Raw genomic sequence first — 21,011 nt, forward strand, 5'->3', positions numbered from 1 at the left:
ATCGGGAATTGCTTATAACGATTATAATCATACCACCCCTGCACCCAATGCGTCCACTGACAATACATGAAACTCCCCTGGAGATATGTTAGAATGTAACCAATTAAGTTTAAAGGAGTTTTTTTACCAACTATGTGGGAACAATTGAAACTCGAGTGGCAAGAACAAAACTGGCCGGAAGTGGCGCTCTCATTAATCGCCCTTAACCTCAGCTGGTTAATTGCCCCGTTCACCTATTTAAGCCATCATACTGATAAACCATTTGCTACCCATTTCACAGCCTTAATGATTTATTTAATTATGATTGGTTGCGCAATGATTTTTACGAACCAACGCCGCGAGACCAGTTTACTCGCTTTGCCTGGGCTTATCATTTCCGTCCTAACCGTCTTAATCGGTTTTGCCAACTTACCAATCTTGATGCTGTTAATGTTGTTATTACCAGTCTATTTATTACTGTTACAACTCCCACAAATTTCGTTACACAATGTGGTTGGCTTAGTAACCCTCGGAATTTTATTAACCCTGGCCTTGCCTGCCGCCACCATTTACTTAGTAGCCCACGTGCTTACCTGGAGTAGCATTGTCTACTGCCTTCCAATCATGACAGCCACTTGGATGTTCTTTACACCACTATACATTAAAGAACCCAAGCAACAGTCATTCTTCATTACCGGTGCTTGGGCCATTTTAATTATTACTTTATTAACTCGCCCCCTTGGAATCGGGATGTTGTTAGCCGTTATTTTAACTTTAGTCAGTTGGTTTTTCCTACTTGCTACCCGCCGGAAACCAACTAATTTGGCAATCTTAACCACATTACAACTAACGATTATCTTTGGAGCTTACTGCTTATAAAAAAAAACGATGCCGATTGGCATCGTTTTATTAATCACGAGTTGGGCGAATCGCCAAGGAAACTAAACTTAAGACGATAATTACCGCTACAGCTAAGTATAATGTCACTAAAGTACTTGGATTTTCGAATAGAACCACCACAATAAAGATTAAGAAAGCAATGTATAGATAATCAGTAATCGGCGCCCCTGGCAACGGAAATTCCCGTTCCGTATCAGTCTTAATAAACTTCAAATGAGCTAAGACAATCATTAACCACACAAATAAAAATGCCGTCGTCGTCATACTAGTAATTAAGGTAAAGACGGTGCTGGGTAAGACATAATTTAAAATCGTGGCACTGGCAATCACCAATGAGGAAATTAATACTCCGATTGCTGGTACTTGATTTTTCGATAGGCGTCCTAAGCGACGAATCGCTGGACGACTTGAGGAACTGGTTAATTGGGCTAACATCCGTCCCGTTGTATAAACCGCACTATTACATGATGAAGAAGCCGCCGTGATCACAACAAAATTAACAATACTTGCGGCGCCGACAATCCCAATTTGCTTAAAGACCACCACAAATGGACTTTGGGTTGGATCAATTTGATTCCACGGATAAATCGACATAATCACAAATAAGGCTCCAAAATAGAACAAGAGAATCCGCACCGGAATCCCATTAATCGCCCGTGGAATAACTTTTTTAGGATCTTGCGTTTCGGCCGCCGTCATCCCAATCATTTCTACCCCAGCGAAGGCGAAGACCACCATTTGGAATGATCGCATAAAGCCATGCCAGCCAGTTGGAAAGAACCCGCCATGATTAACTAAATTCATCACACTCACGGTTCCATGTGGGGCATGATAACCAATCAGAATTAAAAACACCCCAACCAGAATCAACGCTGTAATCGCCACGACCTTAATCATCGCAAACCAAAATTCAGTTTCCCCGAAGGCACTCACCGTAACTAAGTTCAAACCGATGATGATTACCATCATGATTAATCCTGGTATCCACAATGGTAAGTGAGGAAACCACAGCTGCATATATTTCCCCACGGCGGTGACCTCCGCCATTGCGACCCCAATCCAACAGAGCCAATACATCCAACCAGTAACAAAACCAGCCCGGGGTCCTAAATAATCATGCACTGCTTCCACGAAGGAGCGATAATTAGGATTGGAAACTAACATCGCCCCGAGTGAACGCATCATTAAGAAACTCATCGCCCCAGTAATTAAATACGCAAGCAGAATCGCCGGCCCAGCTTTATGAATCGAATCCCCAGCTCCTAAAAAGAGCCCCGTTCCGATGGTTCCCCCCAAGGCAATTAATTGCACATGACGGTTTTTTTAAATTTCGCGCCATTTCCTGTGGCTGTTGTTGTTCCGACATTTTATCCTTCTCCCTCCAAATTTTACTCGTAAACAATCATACCACATTCTGTTTTTTAATGTGTGATTGGTTTTCAGTGGAACTTAACCAAATTTTAATTTTATATACGTTTTGATAATTCTAAATTGGTAGCTCGCATTAATTGACGCGCTTGTTGGCGTTGTGCCGCCGTAGCAACTAAGTAGCGTTGGCTCGCCGTTTCAGGAATTATTTCATCCACTGGCATCACAAAATTATGATCAGCCACCACATATAATAAGCAAGCGGTAAACGCTACTTCACGTTGTCCAGCCGTTAAGTTTTCCCGCAATACCTTGACGAACACCTCAATTGACCGCTGACCAAGGTGAACAACGGTAGCATGCATTTCCATCGCATCCCCTAAATGAAACGGTTGCTGAAAATTAACGTGATCAATCGTCGCCGTCACCACCGTTTGTTTAGCCACACGTAACGCCGCAATTGACGCTTCGGCATCAACAATTGATAATAAGCGACCCCCAAATAATGTCCCGTGTTCATTTAAATCCGCGCTCAAAATTCGGTGCGTTGTGACAATTTCAGTATCACTACAAGTTAGTTGTGTCATTTTATTCACCTGCTTCACTCATTTAAGATTATTGTAACAAAAAAGCATGGTCGCCGTTACGCTAACCATGCTTTAATTCATTTTAATACCAGTGATGTGATAACCAGAAGTTCTTCGCCCCTACCCATGAACCATAGCGATTCTTCACGTAGGCATCAGCAACCCGATCTTGATTTTGTGGTGATAAGTCGCCACCCAAGTAAGAAATCGTTAATTGGTACTTACCATAGTAAATACCGTTACGGGCGTTGTAGTTACCACCTGATTCACGTTGGGCAATCCAATCGCGCGCAGCTGCTTCTTCAGAGTAAGTCTTAGTAACTTGCCCCGCTGCATTGGCTTGATATTCAACACCGTTAACCTTGAAGGTCTTATTCGTAACTAGTAAGTAGGTAACTGGATCAAAGTAATACGTCGATCCCATCCAGTTAACTAATCCTGATTGAATCCGGCCATCATTACCAACCATGTACCATGACCCCCATTGGGATTGAACATAGTTTTGTTGCTTACTTAGCAAGTTGGTCGTTGGATCAAAATACCAATAACTACCAGCCCACTCTTGAACTCCATTTAGGATGCGACCATCATCACCAACTAAATACCAATTCCCCCATTGCGATTGAACATAGTTTTTCTTTTGACTTAACAAATATGATACTGAATCAAAGTGCCAGTAACTACCAGCCCATTCTTGGACTCCATTTAATACTTGACCATGATCAGACAAATACCATAATCCCCATTGTGATTGGAAATAGGAACGATCTTGGTTCAACGTGTAAGTGTCATTATTGAAATTCCAATAACTCCCCATCCATTCTTGAACCCCTGACAATGCCTTTCCATCTTGCATCAAGTACCAACTCTTTGATTTTCCAGTTTGATCACCAATCGTTGGCATTAATGAATATTCGCGACCTGTATTCGTCTTCCCATCAGCATTATAGTACGTCCATGACTTGTCAGTCCCTTGTTGCCAACCAGTTTTCGCATCGACTTGAGCTTGCTTTAGTGCTTGATTAACAGTCGTAGTTGTGGCTGGCGTAGTCGTAGTTGCCGTGGTCGTAGTTGTAGATGGCGTTGATGCATCACTCTTAACATCACTAACTGCGGCCGTCGTTGGCGTTGCAGCGGCCGTGTCTGCATACGCCGTAATTTGATTTGCACTCGTTGCCACCCCAAAGGCCATGGCTGCCGTCGCAATCGTCATTGTTACCCAGTTTTTACCGGACTTGTACAATTTAACTCGTTGTGTTGAATTCATATAAATATTAATTCCTTTCCAAGTCACTGCTGACTTGCTCATAACTTATTACGTATTCTAAAGTAACACAACTTAATTAATTAAAGGGTAAAACGGCCGGAATGTTAATTAATAGTAATTACACCTTTACGTTCGTAATCTAATTGTTACATTCTTATTCAAATTGCAATTTAATTCCGAACAAAAAAACACGCCTTTCAAATTGAAAAGCGTGTCAAAAATTTAATTATTCAGCGTCAGCAATGAACCCAGCTTCGTAAACGTCAGCCACGTCATCGTTGTCTTCAAGTTCTTCGATTAAGCGTTGGTATTGACCAACCTTATCTGAAGGAACTTCCGTCTTGTTTTCTGGAATCATCGTTACTTCTGCCGTGTCCAATTCGTAACCGGCTTCTTGTAACGCATCCCGCACCGCCGTCATAGCACTTGGATCCGTGTAGATGTGGAAGACATCATCATCAGCTTGCATGTCATCAGCCCCAGCATCCAAAGCATCCATTAACATTTCGTCTTCGTCCTTATCCAAATCTTCACGTAAGATTTCGATTAAACCAAGGCGGTTAAACATGTAGGCAACTGAACCAGAAGCCCCTAAAGAACCACCAGAGTGCGTGAAGGCAGACCGAATCGCAGAAGCTGTCCGGTTCTTGTTATCAGTTAAACAAGATACCATCACTGCAATCCCACCAGGACCGTAACCTTCGTAAGTAATTTCTTCGAAGTTAGCCCCACCGGCACCCGTGGCTTTGTCAATGGCCCGTTGGATGTTTTGCTTAGGCATGTTAGCTGCCCGCGCCTTATCCATCACAAGCCGTAATTGAGGGTTGTTGTCGGGATTTGGATCCCCAGCCTTAGCTGCTTGGTATAAGTCACGTGAAATCTTTTGGAAAATCTTTCCCCGCTTAGCATCTTGAGCGTTCTTCCGCCCTTGGATGTTATGCCATTTTGAGTGTCCTGACATATCAGTTCGTCCTCTTTTCTTTTAGTATTCAAACATATCAAATTTTACTAAATTTACGCCATAAATTCAACTGTTACTGCCGGGTTGATTGCCGCACCACAATTTCATGTGGTAAGACCACTGATTGATCTTCAGTTGCTTGTTCTTGATCAGTTTCCTTCATCATCTTCGTTAATAAGCGCATTGAAATGGCCCCAAGATCATACATTGGTTGGTCAATCGTCGTTAACATTGGCCGCGTTAAGTGCGCCGTTGACGTCCCGTTCCCAGCAATAATTTCAAAATCAGCTGGTACTTGGACACCTTGATCCGTTAAGGCATTTAAGACCCCAGCCGCCATTAAATCATCACTCACAAATAACGCGGTAATTCCTTGTGCCAAAATTTGCTTCGCTAAATCGTACGCTTCTTGGTATGAATCATGACCAACAAAAACATTTTGATCATCAGCCTCTAATCCCCGGGCGGCTAAAACTTCCTTGTACGCCGGGATCCGCCCCTTAGCATTAATTGCAGTTTGATCATAACCAACTAATAACCCAATTTTTTTTCATGGCCGTGATCAGCTAGTAAATTAATCGCATCCTTAGCCGCCGCAGCATAATCAATCCGAACACTTGGTAATTTTTCATCATCAACCACAGACCCGGCCACTAAGACTGGAATTGATGAATTATCAAATTCGGCTTGTAATTCGGCTGACAAATCATGCCCCATAAAAATAATTCCATCAACTTGCTTAGCTAGCATACTTTGGATCACTTGTACTGGTTGTTGGTGAATCGTATCTAAGCTCGTTAAAATCATGTCGTAATTGTACAACGCCGCCACGTCATCAATCCCGGCCGCTAATTCAGCAAAGTAATCTTCCGTAATCTTTGGAATCACTACCCCGACCGTCGTTGACTTCTTACTTGCTAAGCCCCGCGCCACAGCATTCGGGCGGTAATTTAATTCCTTAATCACGGCTTCAACCCGTTCCCGCGTTTCTGGTTTCACGTTCGTATTCCCATTAACGACCCGTGAAACAGTTGCCATTGAAACGTTAGCTTCTTTAGCAACCGTATAAATTGTTACTGGTTGTTTTTTTCATCACTAACTCCTATCCTTGTAATGGTTTGTTTTCATTCATTTTCATTATCATAGCTCATCTGCGCTCAAAGTGCAAAAATTGGGTGGTATAATAGACCCCAACAGGAGGCAAAATTGATGGAATATACTAAATTACAACAATTACAAACAACTTTACAACACCAACAATTGGACGTTGCTTACTTAAGTGACCCAATGACGATTAAATATTTAACTGGATTTGGTAGTGACCCAATCGAACGGGTCTTGGCGCTCGTCGTCTTTGCGGACCATGATCCCTTCTTGTTTGCGCCCGCTTTAGAAGTTGAAGCAATTAAAGGGACTGGTTGGCCATATTCAGTCTACGGCTATTTAGATCATGAACAACCATTTGCCATGATTGCCACCCAAATCAAGCACCGAATCGCCCAACCTAGCAACTTTGGGGCCGAATTAAATTACTTAACCGTGACCCGGTTACGGGCCTTACAAGATCAATTCCCCCACGCTCATTTTGACGTTGATTTAACCCCAACCATTGAACGGATGCGCTTAATTAAGACACCAGATGAAATTGCTAAACTCCATGAAGCTGGGAAATGGGCTGACTTTGCCTTTGAAGTTGGTTTTAATGCCATCCAATTAGGCCGCAGCGAACAAGAAATTGATGCTGAAATTGAATACGCGTTAATGAAAAAAAGGCATCATGGAAATGAGCTTTCCAGCCTTAATTCAAGCCGGGGCTCACGCCGCTGAACCTCATGGGGAAACGAGTAGCAACCAAGTCCAAAACAATCAACTCGTCTTATTTGACTTGGGAACGGTTTACGATGGTTATGTCAGTGATGCTTCGCGGACAGTTGGGTTGGTACACTGAGCGACAAGCAAAAAGATATCTACCAAGTCTGCTTAGAAGCCCAATTAACGGCCCAAGCAGCCGCGAAACCAGGGATGACCGCCGCCGAATTAGATAAAATTGCCCGTGACATTATTACCAAAGCTGGCTATGGTGAATACTTCATCCACCGGCTCGGCCACGGAATGGGAATGAGTGATCATGAATTCCCATCCATTATGGAAGGCAACGACATGATTTTAGAACCAGGGATGTGTTTCTCAATTGAACCCGGTATTTACATTCCAGGCTTTGCTGGGGTACGGATTGAAGACTGTATCGTCATTACTGAAGATGGCAATGACAGCTTCACCCACACTTCAAAAGAATTACAAATTTTAGAACGCTAAACAAAAACGGGACTCGGAAAATTTCCGAATCCCGTTTTAATTTTCCTCACGACCTATAACTACGTTCACCGAGCAAACGACTAGGACTATCTTCTACGGCAACATTGTAACTTCGCTCGCCCAGCAGACGCCTAGGACTAAGCAAAAATAGGCTCCGACGTGTGCCACGCCAAACCCTATTTTGCGCTTAGCCTACCGGCGTCTTTTACGCTGGGCTCACGACCGATTATCAATCACCAATTCTAACTCAGTATCGCCGTCATCCTCATCATCAATTACATTCTCAGATGCCTCAGCAAAGGCCGCTCGCAAATTAGCGGTTTCTTTAGCCATTTTTGCTTTCGCTTCGGTTAATGAGTCATCAACATGATTCGTTCGGTCAGCTAATCCCGCTCGGAGCTTTTCGAACTGATCCGTCAACGTGGCTTGGGGATCTTGCATTAAATCATCCACCACATCTAAGACCGTCAACGCATAATCCGTTAAATAATCCATCACTTCGTAATAATTATCTTCGACTTGCGCTAACAAGGCTTCCTTTTGTTCATCATCAAGCCGTTGCCAAATTACATAGGCGGCTGCCCCACCGAGGGCTAACCCACCCAAAAAAAATACTTATTCATGTGTTGCTCCTTTCTTTGCATGACGTTGTTTGCGGCGCCAAGCATTGGCCAATACTGCTTGTAACGCCATTTTTACTAGGCGATGATTCAGTGGACTTTTCTGTGTTGCTGCGGTCGTTTTTGTCACTAAATCACGTGACGCATCATTTAAATCACTGACACTTTGGCCAAGTTTAGCAATTGCTTCCACCGCTGGCGTTACTTGATCAGCCTTACTATTTAAGTCATCGACTAACTCGTTCGTGCTAACAACTAAACTTTCAACTTCATGACTTAAACTATCAACATCTTGGCCGACTTGATCAACGTGTTTCGTCATCACCTTCAACATTGCACTCACATGTGTTAAAACAATGCATAAATAAATTACTAACACCACAAACGCCACTGCAGCAATTAAGCCGGCTACCGCACCAGCTGACATTCCAATTACCATACATAACTCCTTATCAATTGATTTAATTAATTGTCATAATCATATCACTATTCCGCCATCCGCCTCAATTGAATTTATCATCCTACTTTTGATATGATGACTGTAATTACTTTTTACGAGGAGCATCATTATGCTAGCAAAAACGATTACCACTACCCAATTAACCCATTTTTGGGAACGTTTCGATTGGGATAGTCTACTGCACCAATTAATTATCAAAGCAAGTTTAATTCTACTAACTTGTTTCTTATTTTGGCTCATCTTAGCGGCTGGGAAAATCATTTTAAATAGTATTTTTAAAAATACCAATCGAATTAGTTTATTAGGCGGCACCAAGCGTGCTGAAACGTTCCACTCAATTATTAGTAACATTTATCGGTATACTTGTTACTTCTTCTTTTTATATGCCCTGTTATCGCTCATTGGCGTCCCGGTTGGTACCCTAGTCGCCGGAGCTGGGATTTTTAGTATTGCTTTAGGACTAGGGGCCCAAGGCTTTGTCAGTGATGTCGTTAACGGGTTCTTCATTTTATTGGAAGAACAAATTGACGTTGGTGACACCGTCCAAATTGGGACCATCAAAGGTACGGTGCAAGCCATCGGGTTACGAACAACTCAAGTTTTAAGTGCAGATGGGACCTTAACCTTTATCCAAAATCGAAACATCACCATGATTCAGAATTATTCGCGCCATGATTTAAGCGCCAATATCGACATTTTAATTAATGCCCAAACTCCGCTTGATCAGTTACAAACGCTAATTGAATCATTAACGCCAGCTATTTTGGCACAACACCCCGAATTAACCCAAGCACCGCAAATCATTGGTCCTACTACCAATACTAATGGTCAATTAGTGTATCGGATTATGATTACGGCTACCAGTGGTACCCAGTTCAAGGCAGCTAGTGAAATCTTAGCCCGCTACTTACAGACTGCGCGTGATCAAGGCTTAACCTTACCAATTCCAATTAATACTAAATAAAATAAAGCGTCCAAGGAAATTTGATTCTTGGACGCTTTTGCTATTTAGTAAATTTATTAATCACGGGAAAATTGCATTGCTAACGTTGGCACCGGTTGCATTTGCCGATTATAATATTGCACTTTAAAGGCTTGGTCCGTTACTTCAACGATCGCAAAGGTTCCCTTTAAATCGCGATATTCGCCCCGTGGTTGACTAATGCTGCCCGGATTAATCAATAAAATCCCTTGGTCAACTGTCACCGCTAATTGATGGGTATGCCCGTACCCCATCACAGCGACCTCAGCTGCTTGAGCGCGTAAACTCAACGGTAATAAACTCGTATTCACTTGATCCTTATCCCCATGCGTCACTCCTAACTTAACCCCTGCCACGGTGGTCGTAATCATCCGCGGATACGTTAAGCCCCAATCCGTATTTCCCCGGACGGTTTGATATGGAGTCATCGTTGGATCCGTGTTGGGGAGATTAGAATCACCGCAATGTAGCATAACATCAACTTCATCCTTAAATGTCGCCGCAACTCGATTTAAAATTGCGGCATCACCATGATTATCACTGATATATAAAACTTTCATTAATTCCACCAGTCCTTAAAATCATCCGCTAATGCTGCTAAGGCCCGCCCCCGGTGGCTAATCGCATTTTTTTTGCTCCATCGTTAACGTCGCCATTGGCACACCGAGTTCATCAACATAAAACAACGGATCATAGCCAAAACCATTTTCACCCGTTGGCGTGGTCAAAATATGACCATCAACTTGACCATGCGCAATAATTTCTTGCCCAGTCGGTTTAATCCCGACAATCGTCGTATGGAAATGGGCCGTTCGTTGTTCAGTGGGGACCCCTTGTAACTCAGCTAACAACTTGGCATTATTGGCCGCGTCATCATGATCCCCCGCATAACGAGCCGAATGAACGCCTGGTGCCCCGCCTAACGCATCCACCATTAATCCCGAATCATCCGCTAACACTGGTAAGTGAAATGCTTCCATCGCCGTTTGGGCTTTCAGGCGGGCATTTTCCTCAAAGGTCGTTCCGTTTTCTTCAATTTCCAACGCTGGGAAATCTGCTAATGTTTTTACTTCAATCCCGAATTTTGCAAACAGTTTCGCAAACTCAGCGGCCTTATGCGCATTGTTCGTCGCAATTAATACTTGCTCCATTTTAAATTCTCCTGTTTTTAAAAGAACACAATCGTGGCCCCATCACCACCATTGCTTGGCGTCGCAAATTCAAAGGACTTCACCCGACGATTACTCCGCAGGTATTCTTGGGTTCCCTTCCGCAAGGCCCCCGTCCCTTTCCCATGCACAATTGTGACACTGGTTAAGTTATTTAACAAGGCGTGATCGATAAATTGATCTAACTCGCTCATCGCCGCTTCATACCGTTTTCCACGGAGATCTAGGCGGGCTGATGTTTGACGCGTTTGAATCGTCCGCACGGGGCGTTTCCGGGGTGCTTTTGGTTGACTAGCCCGTTTTTCTTGTTGCGTTACTTGTTCTAAGTCCGCTTCATCAATCGCCATCTTCAGCATCCCCATTTGCACTTCCCATTGGTGATGACCGCGGGCTTTCACTAAAGTCCCAATTTGGCCATATGACTTAACCCGTACATCATCGCCCGGCTTTAACTGATGTTTGGCCTTGGCACGTTTCAAGACTGCATTATGCTTCAAGCGGGGATTGGCTTCTTGGTGTAAGGCATTTAATTGCCCCTTGGCATTAATTAATTCATGTTCTTTAACTTGCGCCCCTTGTTGGACTTGCAATTGGTGTAAGTGATGAATAATCTTGTCCGCTTGTTTTTTTCGCCTTGGCCACTTCATGATTAGCTTTACTCCGCGCTTGTTCATAAAGTTGCTCCCGTTGTTCATTGAAGCGCTCCAGTTTTTGCGCTAATTCCGCTTCCTTGGTCGTGGCGTCCTTAACTAACGCTTGTAGCCGTTCATTTTCTTCCCGGGCTTGCTTGCGTTGTTCCACCAAGTCCCCAATCATCGCGTTTAATTCCTGACTTTCGTCACTCACTAAGGATTGCGCCGTTTGAATAATCGCTGCATCAAGTCCTAACCGACTGGCGATGGCCACCCCATTCGATTGACCAGGGATGCCGACTAACAACCGATAAGTTGGTCGTAAGGAAGCTTGATCAAATTCCATGCTGGCATTCATTGTTTGTTGGCGATCAAAACCATAGACCTTTAATTCCGGATAGTGCGTTGTTACCATCACTCGGGCGCCGATCGTTCCCATTTGATCTAAAATCGCCATCGCGAGCGCGGCCCCTTCTTTCGGATCGGTCCCCGCACCTAGTTCATCGAGCAAGACCAAACTACGGTCCGTCATCTGTTCTAAAATATGCTTCACATTCGCCATATGACCGGAGAAGGTACTCAAGTTTTGTTCCAGTGATTGTTCATCCCCAATGTCAGCGAAAATGTTATCAAAAACGGCAACCGTACTGTTCTCGCAACAGGAACATACATCCCTGATTGGGCCATTAATTGCAATAAGCCCAAGGTCTTTAAGGTAATCGTCTTCCCCCCGGTGTTGGGACCCGTGATTACGAGCGCTTGATAATCAAGCCCTAACGTTAAATCATTGCACGACCACGTGTTGATCAATCAACGGATGGCGGGCTTGGCGTAAATTAACTTGTAAGTCATCATTGACGCTTGGCCGAGTTGCATGCAGGGCATGCGCATATTTAGCTTCGCATTGACTAAATCTAAATGCCCTAAGACTTGGGCATTTTGCCCTAGTTCATGTTGATACGGGCGAATTAAATCGGACAGTTCGGTTAACACTCGTTGAATTTCTTGCTTTTCTTCAATTTGAGCTTGGCGTAAGCGATTATTTAATTCCACCACGTTCCCCGGTTCAATATAGAGCGTTTGCCCCGTCGCACTTTGATCGTGGACGACCCCACCAAATTGTTTCCGATATTGGGCTAAGACGGGAATCACATACCGTTCATTCCGCAGTGTAATGATCGGTTCGCTTAACTTTTTGGCGTTTTTCCCCCGCGTGTAATTTTCTAAGGCATGACGATTTCCACTTCCGTTTTTGCCATCAACTGCCGTAACCCATGTAACTTCGTAGACGCCTCGTCCTTAACGCGCCCATCAAGTTCTAATGACCGGACTAAGCGTTGCGTAATTTCCGGTAACGTTACTAATTGATCGACTAAGCTCGGCAATTGCCGTAACGTAACTTGATTTTCAGCCAGGTGGGCAAAGAAATTTTGCATCCGCAAACTCGTCCGCAAGACTTGCATTATTTGGGCCAATTCAGTCCCGTTTAAGTTGGCATCAATGCGCAACCGTTTTAATTGGGGCGTAATGTCAGCTAACGTTGGAATTGGCAAGTCATGATTTAAGCGTAATAAATCAGCGCCATCATTGGTTTCGGTTAACCATAATTCAATCGTCGTCCGATTGGTTTGCGGGGTTAAATTCCGCAATTCCCGTTGTCCGGCGGCTGAGACTAAGTATGGTAAAATTTGGCCTTTGACCGCATCATATTCTAAAGTTTCTAAAATTTTCTCGTTCATCTCATTACCTCACTATGGCAATAATGTTTGTAAATAATTGGTTAGTAGTGGTACTTGATGCAACATCCATTGCGCCAGCAGCGATGTTTGAAGTTGATGTTGCCACCAAGGAACTGTTAAATGTTGAAAAATTAATAATAAAATCAATTCGACACTCAAGGTCATGCTTAAATAAACGGCCCCGCCCAGCCTTGCATTTAGCGTTCCAATAACTGGGAGCTTCGTTAACCAGTGAAGTTGCCGTTTTACATACCGCCACCCCGCCATAATCACACTGAAACTGATCATCGCAATGATGCCGCGTCCCAGTGTATTACTGAGAATAGCTGGTAAATACGGTAGGACAATGTCCACTGCCTGTTTAGCAACAATCCATGCTAAAATGTAAGAAATCAATTTTAAAATCGTTGCTAAGAGACCGATGCGCTGGCCATGTAACCAGCTACCGAATAACCCGAGTGCTAGGATAATGGTTAAAATCATCACAATCCTCCTTGGATACCTGTTTAATATTTTATCATTTATCAGCCACCCTTGCCTATTCATCCGCGTTTTGAAAGGAAATTCATCATGAATGTTGTTTTACAAGTTGATGCCACTACTTTTAATCATATTCAAAATACCTACCCTAATAACGCTACTTGTCCCCCCGGCGCTAGTTTCCACGCCAAATTAAAAGGCGTCACGGTCATTGGCTACACTAAGAGTCGAAAAGTGATGTTCCAAGGCCAATTAGCCCAACAAGAGGCCGCCCGCTGGGGAGCGGTTAGCCAACCAACACAAAAAAAACGCGGCCCCTAAAAACGGCTTACCGGCGGATTTTGCGACGTGGTCAGTGCTAGGATCTGATGAAGTTAATGCTGGGAGTTATTTTGGTCCTTTAACCACCGCCGCCGTCTACGTGGACCACGATCAAGTCGCCACTTTACAAGCCCTTGGCGTCCAAGATTCCAAAAAGTTAACCGACCCACAAATCATCAAGTTGGCTGAACAGATTATTAAGCTATGTCCATACACCGTCTTAAATTTAATGCCAACTCAATATAATGAGCGGATGCAACGTTATAACCAAGCCCAACTCAAGGCGCTGTGCCATAATTTAGTTTTAACAAAAAACGCTCGCCAAATTATCTACCCCACCCCAAGCAATTTTAATTGATCAATTCGTCCAACGAGCAACCTATTATCGCTACGTGGGGAATCAAGCTGAAGTGGCCCGCGAACATGTATATTTTCAAACTAAAGCCGAAACTGCCCACGTTGCAGTTGCCGCTGCCTCAATTGTGGCACGTTACTATTCTTTGCAAGCCATGGATGAACTATCGCAACAAGCTGGCTTAACTTTACCAATTGGGGCGGGGCATGCCGTTGACGTAGTTGCCGCCCGCTTATTAGAACGCGGGCAAGACCTATCGCAATTTGCCAAAGTCCATTTTGGGAATACGAAAAAAGCCCACGCTATTTATCAGCAACGTTAAAAAGGGTAGCCATCGATTGATGGCTACCCTTTTTAATTATTACTGCGACGGCAACTTAGTAACTACGCTCGGCGGACAACCACCAAGTCATAACGCAAAACTGACGCTGACGGATATACTATCCGCCAACGCCAGTTTCAACGTTATGATAAGGTGGTTTTTACGTCCTCCTCACGACCTGTTTTGTAACTACGCTCACCGAGCAAGCGACTAGGACTAACTGAAAACAGGCTCTGACGTGTTACCACGTCAAAGCCCATTTCCAAGTTAGCCTATCGTCGCTTTTACTGCTCGGTTCGCGACCTAATAATAACTACGTTCGCCACGCGGAAGCCTAGTGCCTAACTATGACAAAGGCGCCGACCCTAGCTTTGCTGGGCCAACGCCTTGTCTACGTTAGGCCACGGCTTCCTTTTTGCGTGGCTCACGACCTATAAGTTAACATTACCTTCGTCGTCAATAAACGTATTCAAAACTTCTTGAACCATTTCCCATTCGACATCATTTTCAATTGGTAGTAATTCAATTTCGTCATCATCATCCGTCGTTGGTTCAAACGCAAAGGCTTGGATGCTAACTTCTTCAGCATTTTCTTCATCTGCTGGGTACAAACATATGTACCACTTACCGGTTTCATCTGATTGGAATCGCATCATTTCATGATACAATTCTTCATTACCTTGTTCATCAACTAACGTAAATACTTCTTGTTCATCACGTGGTTCGCTCATTGGTTACTCCTTATAACTGGCTGGTTAATTTTCCATGCCGATCTAAATAGTTTTGTAAAATTAAGGTCGCCGCTAATTCATCAATCACGGCCTTTTGCTTTTGCCGGGAAACGTCAGCTTCTTCAATTAACATCCGTGAAGCTTGCACCGTTGTTAAACGTTCATCTTGGAAATCAATTGGTAAGTCAGGAAATAATTCTTGAATCAATTCTCCATAATGGCGCGCTGCCTCAACCCGAGGTCCTTCGGTATTGTTCATGTTCTTAGGTAACCCAATTACAATCCCCGCGACTTGACGTTCCTTAATTAATTCACTCAACCGCTCTAAACCAAAGACTTCCTCATCTTCATTAATCCGAATAATTTCGACTGCTTGGGCCGTCCAACCAAGCGGATCACTTTGAGCCACCCCAACGGTTTTAGAACCAACATCTAATCCTAATAATCGCATTACTTCCCTGCCTCAGTTTCCTTTAAATAATGGTTAACTAAGGCTTCCACAATTTCATCGCGTTGGAATTGCCGAATTAAATTCCGCGCATCATTAAGCCGTGGAATATAAGCTGGATCACCAGACATTAAATACCCAACAATTTGATTCGTAGGGTTATATCCTTTTGCTTCTAACGCTTGGTAAACAATCTCTAACGTTTCTTCAATACTTTTATCCCGTTTTTGCCCGAAATCATAAAACATTGTGTTATCACTAGCCATTTCGTTAACCTCCTTAGATTTTATTAATCTATTTTACTACAAGTTAGCATTAATTTCACTAATAGCAATTACTAAACACTAATTGAACCAAGCCTAAGAACGTGCTAAGATGATGAAGTTATATCAAAGATGCGAGGTAAGATTATGAACGAACAACCCCGGCAACGGGTGATTAAATATCAACAACCACCTTATCACAATAGTAATCGTTTCTATCGGATTTTACGGTGGACAATTTCGTTAATTGTCATTGGTATTGCGTTGCTAGGTAGTTATGAATACTATCAATTACATCAAACAGCAACGAAAGTCTTTAAGACTGACAGCGCCAAGATTGATAAAAAAACTCCGTGAAGGAAAACCCGTTTCCGTCCTCGTGATGGGAACTGATAACGGCGCAATTGGACGGAATAAATCCTTCTGGGGGATGGAAATACTGATTCCATGGAATTAGTGACGGCTAACCCGAAGACGAAAACTTTAACCATGACCAGTATTCCGCGGGATATGCTGGTCAAAGTCACCCATGATGGCGACGTGCAATACGTTAAGATTAATGCCTCCTACCCAATTGGCGGGGCTAAATTAGCTAAACACCAAGTTAGCGAACTCCTTGGCGTCCCCGTTGACTACTATGCTTTAGTTAACATGGGTGTGATGGAAAAAAATCGTGACGGCTGTGGGTGGCGTTGACGTTAACAATCCGTTTAAGTTTAAATACGAAGGGCATACCTTTAAAAAAAGGTCCCCAACACTTAAATGGCACCAACGCTTTGAAGTACTCACGGATGCGGTATGAAGACCCTAACAATGACTATGGGCGTCAAAAACGGCAACAACAAGTCATTCAAAGTATCGTTAATAAGTTTAAACAACATGGTTCAATCAATATGATTAATCAACTCTTAGATGCCACGGAAGATGGAGTTAAGACTGATTTACCATTAAGTGGAGTTTCCGCTATTTATACTAACTACAAACCAACAATGGAACACCTTGAAAAGTACCACTTCCAAGGAAAAGATGCCAAAATTGATGACATTGATTACCAAGTGGCCACGCCCAAGGAAATTAACCGCGTTTCGAAGTTAATCCGGCAGCAATTAGGCTTAAAGCCAAAGCACGTCGTCAACAACGAAACAAAGTTGTACAACATGCAAACCACTTATAATGGTTACAACCACGTTGAATTTCAATTACCAAGTTCATACTAAGCCAAAACGGTTGATCGTCATCGTGACGATCAACCGTTTTGATTTTTATCAATCATTTAATTTACTTTGCCTAAATATCCGTAATCCAATTAGATAAATCATTAAGATTACTAAGTCTACCCCTAACCGTATCAAAGCCGCTACATTATTAGAATGAATCATTCCTTGCCAAGTTAGCCAATATAAATCTAAATGATGAATAACTAAAATTGCTAGGGTATGTTGACCAATCAATAATAATGGTTTAGCTAGTTGTGTCTTTAGTAATCCCTTTGAAACATAAATCATTACTAATGTTCCAGCAATTGCTTCAACTAGATTTAAAATAAAATTGGGATACGTTCTATTTGATAATTCAAGATAAGTATTGTTCTGAATACAAGCTAACCAAAAAAATTAACGACAATATCACTAAGCCAAATTCATAGTGGCTATCACTATAATTTAGTTCTTTTAATATCCGACCTACCCACATCAAGAAGGCAGCGATTACGGCCACGTCCAGAGCTTGTGGTATCCAAACATGCAGTGATATTTGATAACCGAAATAAGCTAAAATTGCCAAAATTGATCCTAGATAACGAACATCCTTGATTAGCAATTCCGCAATATTAAAAATGATTTTCGCCCAAAACATTACAAACAAAAACCACATCACCCCAACATTTCCAACAACCATCTGTCCATTATCAAAGGTATTCGATCCCCAAAAATTCCGACAATCACCTGTTTAATCATCATCAATAATGGCTGATGATTGAATATCTCAAATTCTATCGATAGCAACATCACCATTAACGCTGCCACTAACCAAACCTTCCGAAAAGATTTCTTAGTGCTTGACCAAAATTTACTCCAGGTAGTTAACGGTTTGGCTGTATATCCAGATAAGATATAGAACAATGGCATATGAAAAGAAAAAAATAAATACTCTCGCATTACCTTGTACTTCATGCCCAATTACCATCATAAGAATGGCAATAGCTTTGGCAACATCAACCCATTCAATTCGTTTAAATTTGTTTGTCATCTAAACCTCTAACTCTCTTTTTCTAATCGATAAATATTCCAAAAGTAGTTTAACACCGTCCGACAAACTGCATATACCGGAACACATAGAATCATCCCCCCAATTCCGGCTAGATTACCAGCTGCTAACAACAGCACAATAATCGTTAACGGATGAATTTTAAGTGATTTTCCAATAATATTTGGATAAATAATATTCCCATCAATTTGTTGCACAATAATCACGACGATAATTACCCAAAGGGCTTGCGTTGGTGACACCGCAAACGCAACTAATAGAGCCGGCGTAATACCGATATACGGTCCAACATATGGCACCATATTTGTTAGTCCCGCAATAATCCCGAGCACAATCGCCATCGGTTGGCCAATAATTAAATAGCCAATCGTCGTTCCTAGGCTACGAATAAGCATTCTAAGGCCTGACCAGCGATATAACTCGATAATGTTTGATTCATTTGGTGTAATAGCTCCCGTACTTCTTTTGCATGCCGTTCACTAAAGAATCGTTGAATGCTCGGCGTAAACTTAGGACTATCTTTAAGCATATAGAAGAGCATTACGGGAACCGTAACAATAATCACCACTACATTTGCCACCATCCCAATTAAGGAACCCGCACTAGTTGATAGAACGTTTACGGTCCGCTTTAAAAACTTCGTTAAATTATCACTAATTTGATCATAGTAGCTAGATAAATCAACGCGTCGTACCCAATCATAATGGGAAATTTCATTAATTAACGCTTGCCCCTGTTTCGTGGCATGTGGCAACCAACTTAACAACTCATTAAATTCATTAATCACGGGTTGAATCAACGCTAAAATCACACTAATAATGGCCGTCAATAAAAGAATCACAATTAATAAACTCGCTATTGATCGTGGTAAATGGTGACCCTTAATTTTGATTTTCAAAAGCAAGCCTAATAATGGCCGCATCATATAATACAAGAAAATTGACACCACCAATGGAATAAAAATCGCTGAGATAAATGTGATTAATGGCGCTAAGATAAACGTTAATTGACTTCCAACCCACAGCAGGCAGACAACAATCAATGCTTCTAGCGACCACAATAATATTTTGCGTTCATTTGTCATTACTTCTTTTCCTTTACGATGTAAATCGGGCGGTTTTTAACTTGGAGATAAATTTTACCAATATATTTGCCAATGATTCCGAGACACAGTAACTGTAAGCCACCAATCATCAAAATGATGCTGACTAAGGATGCCCATCCGAAGACACTCGTGGCTGGCGCCACAAAATGGCGAATAACTACAAAGACAACCCCAATCAACGACAAGATAAACGATGCGCCACCAATCCAAACTGCCAACGATAATGGAGCTTGTGAGAAATCCATAATCCCATCGAAGGCATACTTAAATAGTTTGCGCATTGACCAACTAGTATTACCTGCAACCCGCTCCACATTTTCGTATTCAAGATACCTCGTCTTAAAACCAACCCAACTAAAAATCCCCTTCGAAAATCGGTCATATTCGGTCATTGAAAGAATTGCATCCACCATTTGGCGGGTCATCATTCGATAATCGCGAGCTCCATTCACAATATTGGTATTCGAAATCCGATTAATTACATCATAAAATTTATCACTTAAGAATGATTTTAGTTTAGCTTCTCCGGTCCGACTCGTTCGCCGAGTTCCCACACAGTCATAATCCGTCGTCGATAAAGTTTCATACATTTCCACTAAATATTCCGGCGGATCTTGTAAATCAACATCCATTACGACCACATAATCTCCGGTTGCTGCCTGTAAACCAGCGTAGAGAGCTGCTTCTTTCCCAAAATTACGAGAAAATGTTACATAATGAACTTGATTCGGATTGGATACATTTATTTTTTTTATTTCTGATAAGGTTTGATCAGACGACCCGTCATCGATAAACCAATATTCTGTTTCCAACGATTTAATTTTATCAACAACTTTTTCCACCGCTGGATAAAATAATGAGATAGATTCCTGTTCATTATAACAAGGAACAATTATCGATAGCTTTTTCATTGTAATAATTTCCTTTCAAAAAAACACGGTACAAATTAATGTACCGTGTTTTATTATACAAGATAATACTTAACTATTCTTCAATTACTTTTAATTGCAAAGGCAATCCGATCATAATCATCTAATGCATAAGAACGAATCGTATTTTGAAGTGTCGTTGCATACGTTGGTGCCGTAGCATAACCATCTTGTTGAATCTTACGCGTCACACTTGTGTAATTCTTATCCCATAATAAATTACTGTAACGAGAATTTTGAACTAAGAACAGAGCGTGATCCTTGACTGATTGGTCATTGTTATCGTAAGCACGGAAGCCATCGTTAATTACGACATACTTACCATTGAAGTATTCACCAGTAGGCATATTAGCAACCTTACCAGTCCAACCATGACTAGCCTTAATCCCAAATAAGTTATGGTAACGAGATGATAACGTTGATTGCCCCCATCCAGATTCAATGATAGCTTGCGCCAACGTCAATGATGGTAAGACCCCATGTTCAACCCAACCTTGGACCGCCCCATTAACAATACTTGATAAGAAGGCATCGTGATGAGCGCTAATTCCGGTGTAACCAACAACCCCATTTTTATCAAAGTATAGCTTACCAACTGGCGTTTGGACTTCTTCATTCTTAGCTAAATTACCATCAGGTTTAACAAAATAAACCTTACCATTGTTGTAGTAAAGAGTATTTTTAGTACCAGCCGGAATATTAAATCCATTCTCTTCAATCTTAGTAACAAATCCATTTTTATCGGCGTGATACTTATTTCCATTAACCGTGATATCCTTATTCTTAGTAACTAAGTACGTAACTGGATCAAA

At 42.2% G+C, this 21,011-nt stretch carries 22 protein-coding genes and 6 pseudogenes; 9 read left to right on the forward strand and 19 right to left on the reverse strand.

Annotation, left to right across the window (positions count from 1 at the left end; all coding sequences use genetic code 11):
• Positions 1-132: 132 nt before the first annotated feature.
• Positions 133-858: a hypothetical protein gene (locus JCM14505_RS04620; protein WP_054653284.1), complete on the forward strand. Its 726-nt coding sequence runs from the start codon at positions 133-135 to the stop codon at positions 856-858.
• Positions 859-888: 30 nt separating this feature from the next.
• Here JCM14505_RS04620 and JCM14505_RS04625 read toward each other — a convergent pair.
• The 5 genes and pseudogenes from JCM14505_RS04625 to JCM14505_RS04645 form a co-directional block, all read right to left on the reverse strand.
• Positions 889-2,245, reverse strand: a pseudogene (locus JCM14505_RS04625) (amino acid permease).
• Between the two features lie 100 nt (positions 2,246-2,345).
• Positions 2,346-2,834: an acyl-CoA thioesterase gene (locus JCM14505_RS04630; protein ID WP_054653349.1), complete on the reverse strand. Its 489-nt coding sequence runs from the start codon at positions 2,832-2,834 to the stop codon at positions 2,346-2,348.
• Between the two features lie 82 nt (positions 2,835-2,916).
• A complete protein-coding gene (locus tag JCM14505_RS10015) occupies positions 2,917-4,101 on the reverse strand; it encodes an aggregation-promoting factor C-terminal-like domain-containing protein (RefSeq protein WP_054653286.1) in 1,185 nt (394 codons plus the stop codon).
• Positions 4,102-4,327: 226 nt separating this feature from the next.
• A complete protein-coding gene (locus JCM14505_RS04640; RefSeq protein ID WP_054653287.1) occupies positions 4,328-5,062 on the reverse strand; it encodes a YebC/PmpR family DNA-binding transcriptional regulator in 735 nt (244 codons plus the stop codon).
• A gap of 73 nt (positions 5,063-5,135) precedes the next feature.
• Positions 5,136-6,100, reverse strand: a pseudogene (locus JCM14505_RS04645) (substrate-binding domain-containing protein).
• Positions 6,101-6,271: 171 nt separating this feature from the next.
• Here JCM14505_RS04645 and JCM14505_RS04650 point away from each other — a divergent pair.
• A pseudogene (locus JCM14505_RS04650) lies at positions 6,272-7,378 on the forward strand (M24 family metallopeptidase).
• A 216-nt stretch (positions 7,379-7,594) separates the two neighbouring features.
• Here JCM14505_RS04650 and JCM14505_RS04655 read toward each other — a convergent pair.
• Together JCM14505_RS04655 and JCM14505_RS04660 are read right to left on the reverse strand one after the other, a co-directional pair.
• Positions 7,595-7,984, reverse strand: a complete 390-nt coding sequence (locus tag JCM14505_RS04655; protein ID WP_054653288.1) for a type 2 periplasmic-binding domain-containing protein — start codon at positions 7,982-7,984, stop codon at positions 7,595-7,597.
• Between the two features lie 9 nt (positions 7,985-7,993).
• Positions 7,994-8,437: a DUF948 domain-containing protein gene (locus JCM14505_RS04660; RefSeq protein ID WP_054653289.1), complete on the reverse strand. Its 444-nt coding sequence runs from the start codon at positions 8,435-8,437 to the stop codon at positions 7,994-7,996.
• Between the two features lie 130 nt (positions 8,438-8,567).
• Here JCM14505_RS04660 and JCM14505_RS04665 point away from each other — a divergent pair, with 130 nt between their 5' ends.
• On the forward strand, positions 8,568-9,422 hold the full coding sequence (locus JCM14505_RS04665) for a mechanosensitive ion channel family protein (RefSeq protein WP_153010982.1): 855 nt from the start codon (positions 8,568-8,570) through the stop codon (positions 9,420-9,422).
• Between the two features lie 56 nt (positions 9,423-9,478).
• On the opposite strand, the gene JCM14505_RS04670 is transcribed toward JCM14505_RS04665, so the two are convergent.
• From JCM14505_RS04670 to JCM14505_RS04685, 4 genes and pseudogenes are all read right to left on the reverse strand, one after another.
• The gene (locus JCM14505_RS04670) at positions 9,479-10,000 is read right to left on the reverse strand and encodes a metallophosphoesterase family protein (protein ID WP_054653291.1); all 522 of its coding nucleotides are present in this window, start codon (positions 9,998-10,000) and stop codon (positions 9,479-9,481) included.
• A pseudogene (locus JCM14505_RS04675) lies at positions 10,000-10,591 on the reverse strand (XTP/dITP diphosphatase). The gene JCM14505_RS04670 and the pseudogene JCM14505_RS04675 overlap by 1 nt, the downstream one beginning before the upstream one ends.
• Before the next feature lie 17 nt (positions 10,592-10,608).
• Positions 10,609-12,980: pseudogene (locus JCM14505_RS10415) on the reverse strand (endonuclease MutS2).
• A gap of 12 nt (positions 12,981-12,992) precedes the next feature.
• Positions 12,993-13,463 carry a CvpA family protein gene (locus JCM14505_RS04685; protein ID WP_054653292.1) on the reverse strand — a complete coding sequence of 157 codons (471 nt, stop codon included), beginning with the start codon at positions 13,461-13,463 and terminating at the stop codon, positions 12,993-12,995.
• 87 nt (positions 13,464-13,550) lie between these two features.
• Between JCM14505_RS04685 and JCM14505_RS09580 the strand changes: the two genes are divergently transcribed.
• From JCM14505_RS09580 to JCM14505_RS10030, 3 genes are read left to right on the forward strand one after another with little or no spacing between them, the layout of a single operon-like run.
• A complete protein-coding gene (locus JCM14505_RS09580) occupies positions 13,551-13,781 on the forward strand; it encodes a DUF3378 domain-containing protein (protein ID WP_225352273.1) in 231 nt (76 codons plus the stop codon).
• A gap of 34 nt (positions 13,782-13,815) precedes the next feature.
• Positions 13,816-14,139, forward strand: coding sequence for a ribonuclease H family protein (locus JCM14505_RS10025; RefSeq protein ID WP_263848957.1), 324 nt, complete (start codon positions 13,816-13,818; stop codon positions 14,137-14,139).
• Complete coding sequence (locus JCM14505_RS10030) at positions 14,135-14,458, forward strand: ribonuclease H family protein (RefSeq protein WP_263848959.1); 324 nt, start codon at positions 14,135-14,137, stop codon at positions 14,456-14,458. The genes JCM14505_RS10025 and JCM14505_RS10030 overlap by 5 nt, the downstream gene beginning before the upstream one ends.
• A 431-nt stretch (positions 14,459-14,889) precedes the next feature.
• Here JCM14505_RS10030 and JCM14505_RS04695 read toward each other — a convergent pair whose 3' ends face one another.
• The 3 genes from JCM14505_RS04695 to JCM14505_RS04705 are packed head-to-tail and all read right to left on the reverse strand — an operon-like array spanning position 14,890 to position 15,903.
• A complete protein-coding gene (locus tag JCM14505_RS04695; protein ID WP_054653293.1) occupies positions 14,890-15,189 on the reverse strand; it encodes a DUF1292 domain-containing protein in 300 nt (99 codons plus the stop codon).
• 10 nt (positions 15,190-15,199) lie between these two features.
• Positions 15,200-15,640: a Holliday junction resolvase RuvX gene (gene ruvX / locus JCM14505_RS04700; RefSeq protein WP_054653294.1), complete on the reverse strand. Its 441-nt coding sequence runs from the start codon at positions 15,638-15,640 to the stop codon at positions 15,200-15,202.
• The gene (locus JCM14505_RS04705) at positions 15,640-15,903 is read right to left on the reverse strand and encodes an IreB family regulatory phosphoprotein (protein ID WP_054653295.1); all 264 of its coding nucleotides are present in this window, start codon (positions 15,901-15,903) and stop codon (positions 15,640-15,642) included. The genes ruvX and JCM14505_RS04705 overlap by 1 nt, the downstream gene beginning before the upstream one ends.
• A 144-nt stretch (positions 15,904-16,047) precedes the next feature.
• Here JCM14505_RS04705 and JCM14505_RS09585 point away from each other — a divergent pair, with 144 nt between their 5' ends.
• From JCM14505_RS09585 to JCM14505_RS08690, 3 genes are all read left to right on the forward strand, one after another.
• Positions 16,048-16,257, forward strand: a complete 210-nt coding sequence (locus JCM14505_RS09585; protein WP_054653296.1) for a hypothetical protein — start codon at positions 16,048-16,050, stop codon at positions 16,255-16,257.
• Between the two features lie 90 nt (positions 16,258-16,347).
• A complete protein-coding gene (locus JCM14505_RS10035; protein WP_054653297.1) occupies positions 16,348-16,596 on the forward strand; it encodes an LCP family protein in 249 nt (82 codons plus the stop codon).
• Entirely contained in the window at positions 16,593-17,117 is a 525-nt protein-coding gene (locus tag JCM14505_RS08690; protein WP_054653298.1) for an LCP family protein, read from the forward strand. The genes JCM14505_RS10035 and JCM14505_RS08690 overlap by 4 nt, the downstream gene beginning before the upstream one ends.
• A 48-nt stretch (positions 17,118-17,165) precedes the next feature.
• Here the strand turns inward: JCM14505_RS08690 and JCM14505_RS04725 are convergent, their stop codons facing one another.
• From JCM14505_RS04725 to JCM14505_RS09590, 5 genes and pseudogenes are all read right to left on the reverse strand, one after another.
• Positions 17,166-17,405 carry a hypothetical protein gene (locus JCM14505_RS04725; protein WP_054653299.1) on the reverse strand — a complete coding sequence of 80 codons (240 nt, stop codon included), beginning with the start codon at positions 17,403-17,405 and terminating at the stop codon, positions 17,166-17,168.
• Between the two features lie 67 nt (positions 17,406-17,472).
• Entirely contained in the window at positions 17,473-17,796 is a 324-nt protein-coding gene (locus JCM14505_RS04730) for a hypothetical protein (protein WP_156249839.1), read from the reverse strand.
• A gap of 359 nt (positions 17,797-18,155) precedes the next feature.
• Positions 18,156-19,249: pseudogene (locus JCM14505_RS04740) on the reverse strand (AI-2E family transporter).
• A complete protein-coding gene (locus JCM14505_RS04745; protein WP_054653302.1) occupies positions 19,249-20,181 on the reverse strand; it encodes a glycosyltransferase family 2 protein in 933 nt (310 codons plus the stop codon). Before JCM14505_RS04745 ends, JCM14505_RS04740 begins: the two are co-directional and overlap by 1 nt.
• 80 nt (positions 20,182-20,261) lie before the next feature.
• On the reverse strand, positions 20,262-20,663 hold the full coding sequence (locus tag JCM14505_RS09590; RefSeq protein ID WP_225352274.1) for a glycoside hydrolase family 73 protein: 402 nt from the start codon (positions 20,661-20,663) through the stop codon (positions 20,262-20,264).
• Positions 20,664-21,011: the final 348 nt, after the last annotated feature.

This window comes from Limosilactobacillus equigenerosi DSM 18793 = JCM 14505, from assembly GCF_001311375.1.
GTDB lineage: Bacteria > Bacillota > Bacilli > Lactobacillales > Lactobacillaceae > Limosilactobacillus > Limosilactobacillus equigenerosi.

Excerpts from the sequence above, each read along its gene's own strand:
- JCM14505_RS04670 (WP_054653291.1), bottom strand. The coding sequence starts at position 10,000 with ATGAAAGTTTTATATATCAGTGATAATCATGGTGATGCCGCAATTTTA.
- JCM14505_RS10015 (WP_054653286.1), bottom strand. The coding sequence starts at position 4,101 with ATGAATTCAACACAACGAGTTAAATTGTACAAGTCCGGTAAAAACTGG.
- JCM14505_RS04660 (WP_054653289.1), bottom strand. The coding sequence starts at position 8,437 with ATGGTAATTGGAATGTCAGCTGGTGCGGTAGCCGGCTTAATTGCTGCA.
- JCM14505_RS10035 (WP_054653297.1), top strand. The coding sequence starts at position 16,348 with ATGGAATTAGTGACGGCTAACCCGAAGACGAAAACTTTAACCATGACC.
- JCM14505_RS04665 (WP_153010982.1), top strand. The coding sequence starts at position 8,568 with ATGCTAGCAAAAACGATTACCACTACCCAATTAACCCATTTTTGGGAA.
- JCM14505_RS04695 (WP_054653293.1), bottom strand. The coding sequence starts at position 15,189 with ATGAGCGAACCACGTGATGAACAAGAAGTATTTACGTTAGTTGATGAA.
- JCM14505_RS04730 (WP_156249839.1), bottom strand. The coding sequence starts at position 17,796 with ATGGTTGTTGGAAATGTTGGGGTGATGTGGTTTTTGTTTGTAATGTTT.
- JCM14505_RS04705 (WP_054653295.1), bottom strand. The coding sequence starts at position 15,903 with ATGGCTAGTGATAACACAATGTTTTATGATTTCGGGCAAAAACGGGAT.
- JCM14505_RS04630 (WP_054653349.1), bottom strand. The coding sequence starts at position 2,834 with ATGACACAACTAACTTGTAGTGATACTGAAATTGTCACAACGCACCGA.
- ruvX (WP_054653294.1), bottom strand. The coding sequence starts at position 15,640 with ATGCGATTATTAGGATTAGATGTTGGTTCTAAAACCGTTGGGGTGGCT.
- JCM14505_RS09580 (WP_225352273.1), top strand. The coding sequence starts at position 13,551 with ATGAATGTTGTTTTACAAGTTGATGCCACTACTTTTAATCATATTCAA.
- JCM14505_RS04745 (WP_054653302.1), bottom strand. The coding sequence starts at position 20,181 with ATGAAAAAGCTATCGATAATTGTTCCTTGTTATAATGAACAGGAATCT.
- JCM14505_RS04640 (WP_054653287.1), bottom strand. The coding sequence starts at position 5,062 with ATGTCAGGACACTCAAAATGGCATAACATCCAAGGGCGGAAGAACGCT.
- JCM14505_RS04620 (WP_054653284.1), top strand. The coding sequence starts at position 133 with ATGTGGGAACAATTGAAACTCGAGTGGCAAGAACAAAACTGGCCGGAA.
- JCM14505_RS04685 (WP_054653292.1), bottom strand. The coding sequence starts at position 13,463 with ATGATTTTAACCATTATCCTAGCACTCGGGTTATTCGGTAGCTGGTTA.
- JCM14505_RS09585 (WP_054653296.1), top strand. The coding sequence starts at position 16,048 with ATGAACGAACAACCCCGGCAACGGGTGATTAAATATCAACAACCACCT.
- JCM14505_RS04725 (WP_054653299.1), bottom strand. The coding sequence starts at position 17,405 with ATGATTTATGTTTCAAAGGGATTACTAAAGACACAACTAGCTAAACCA.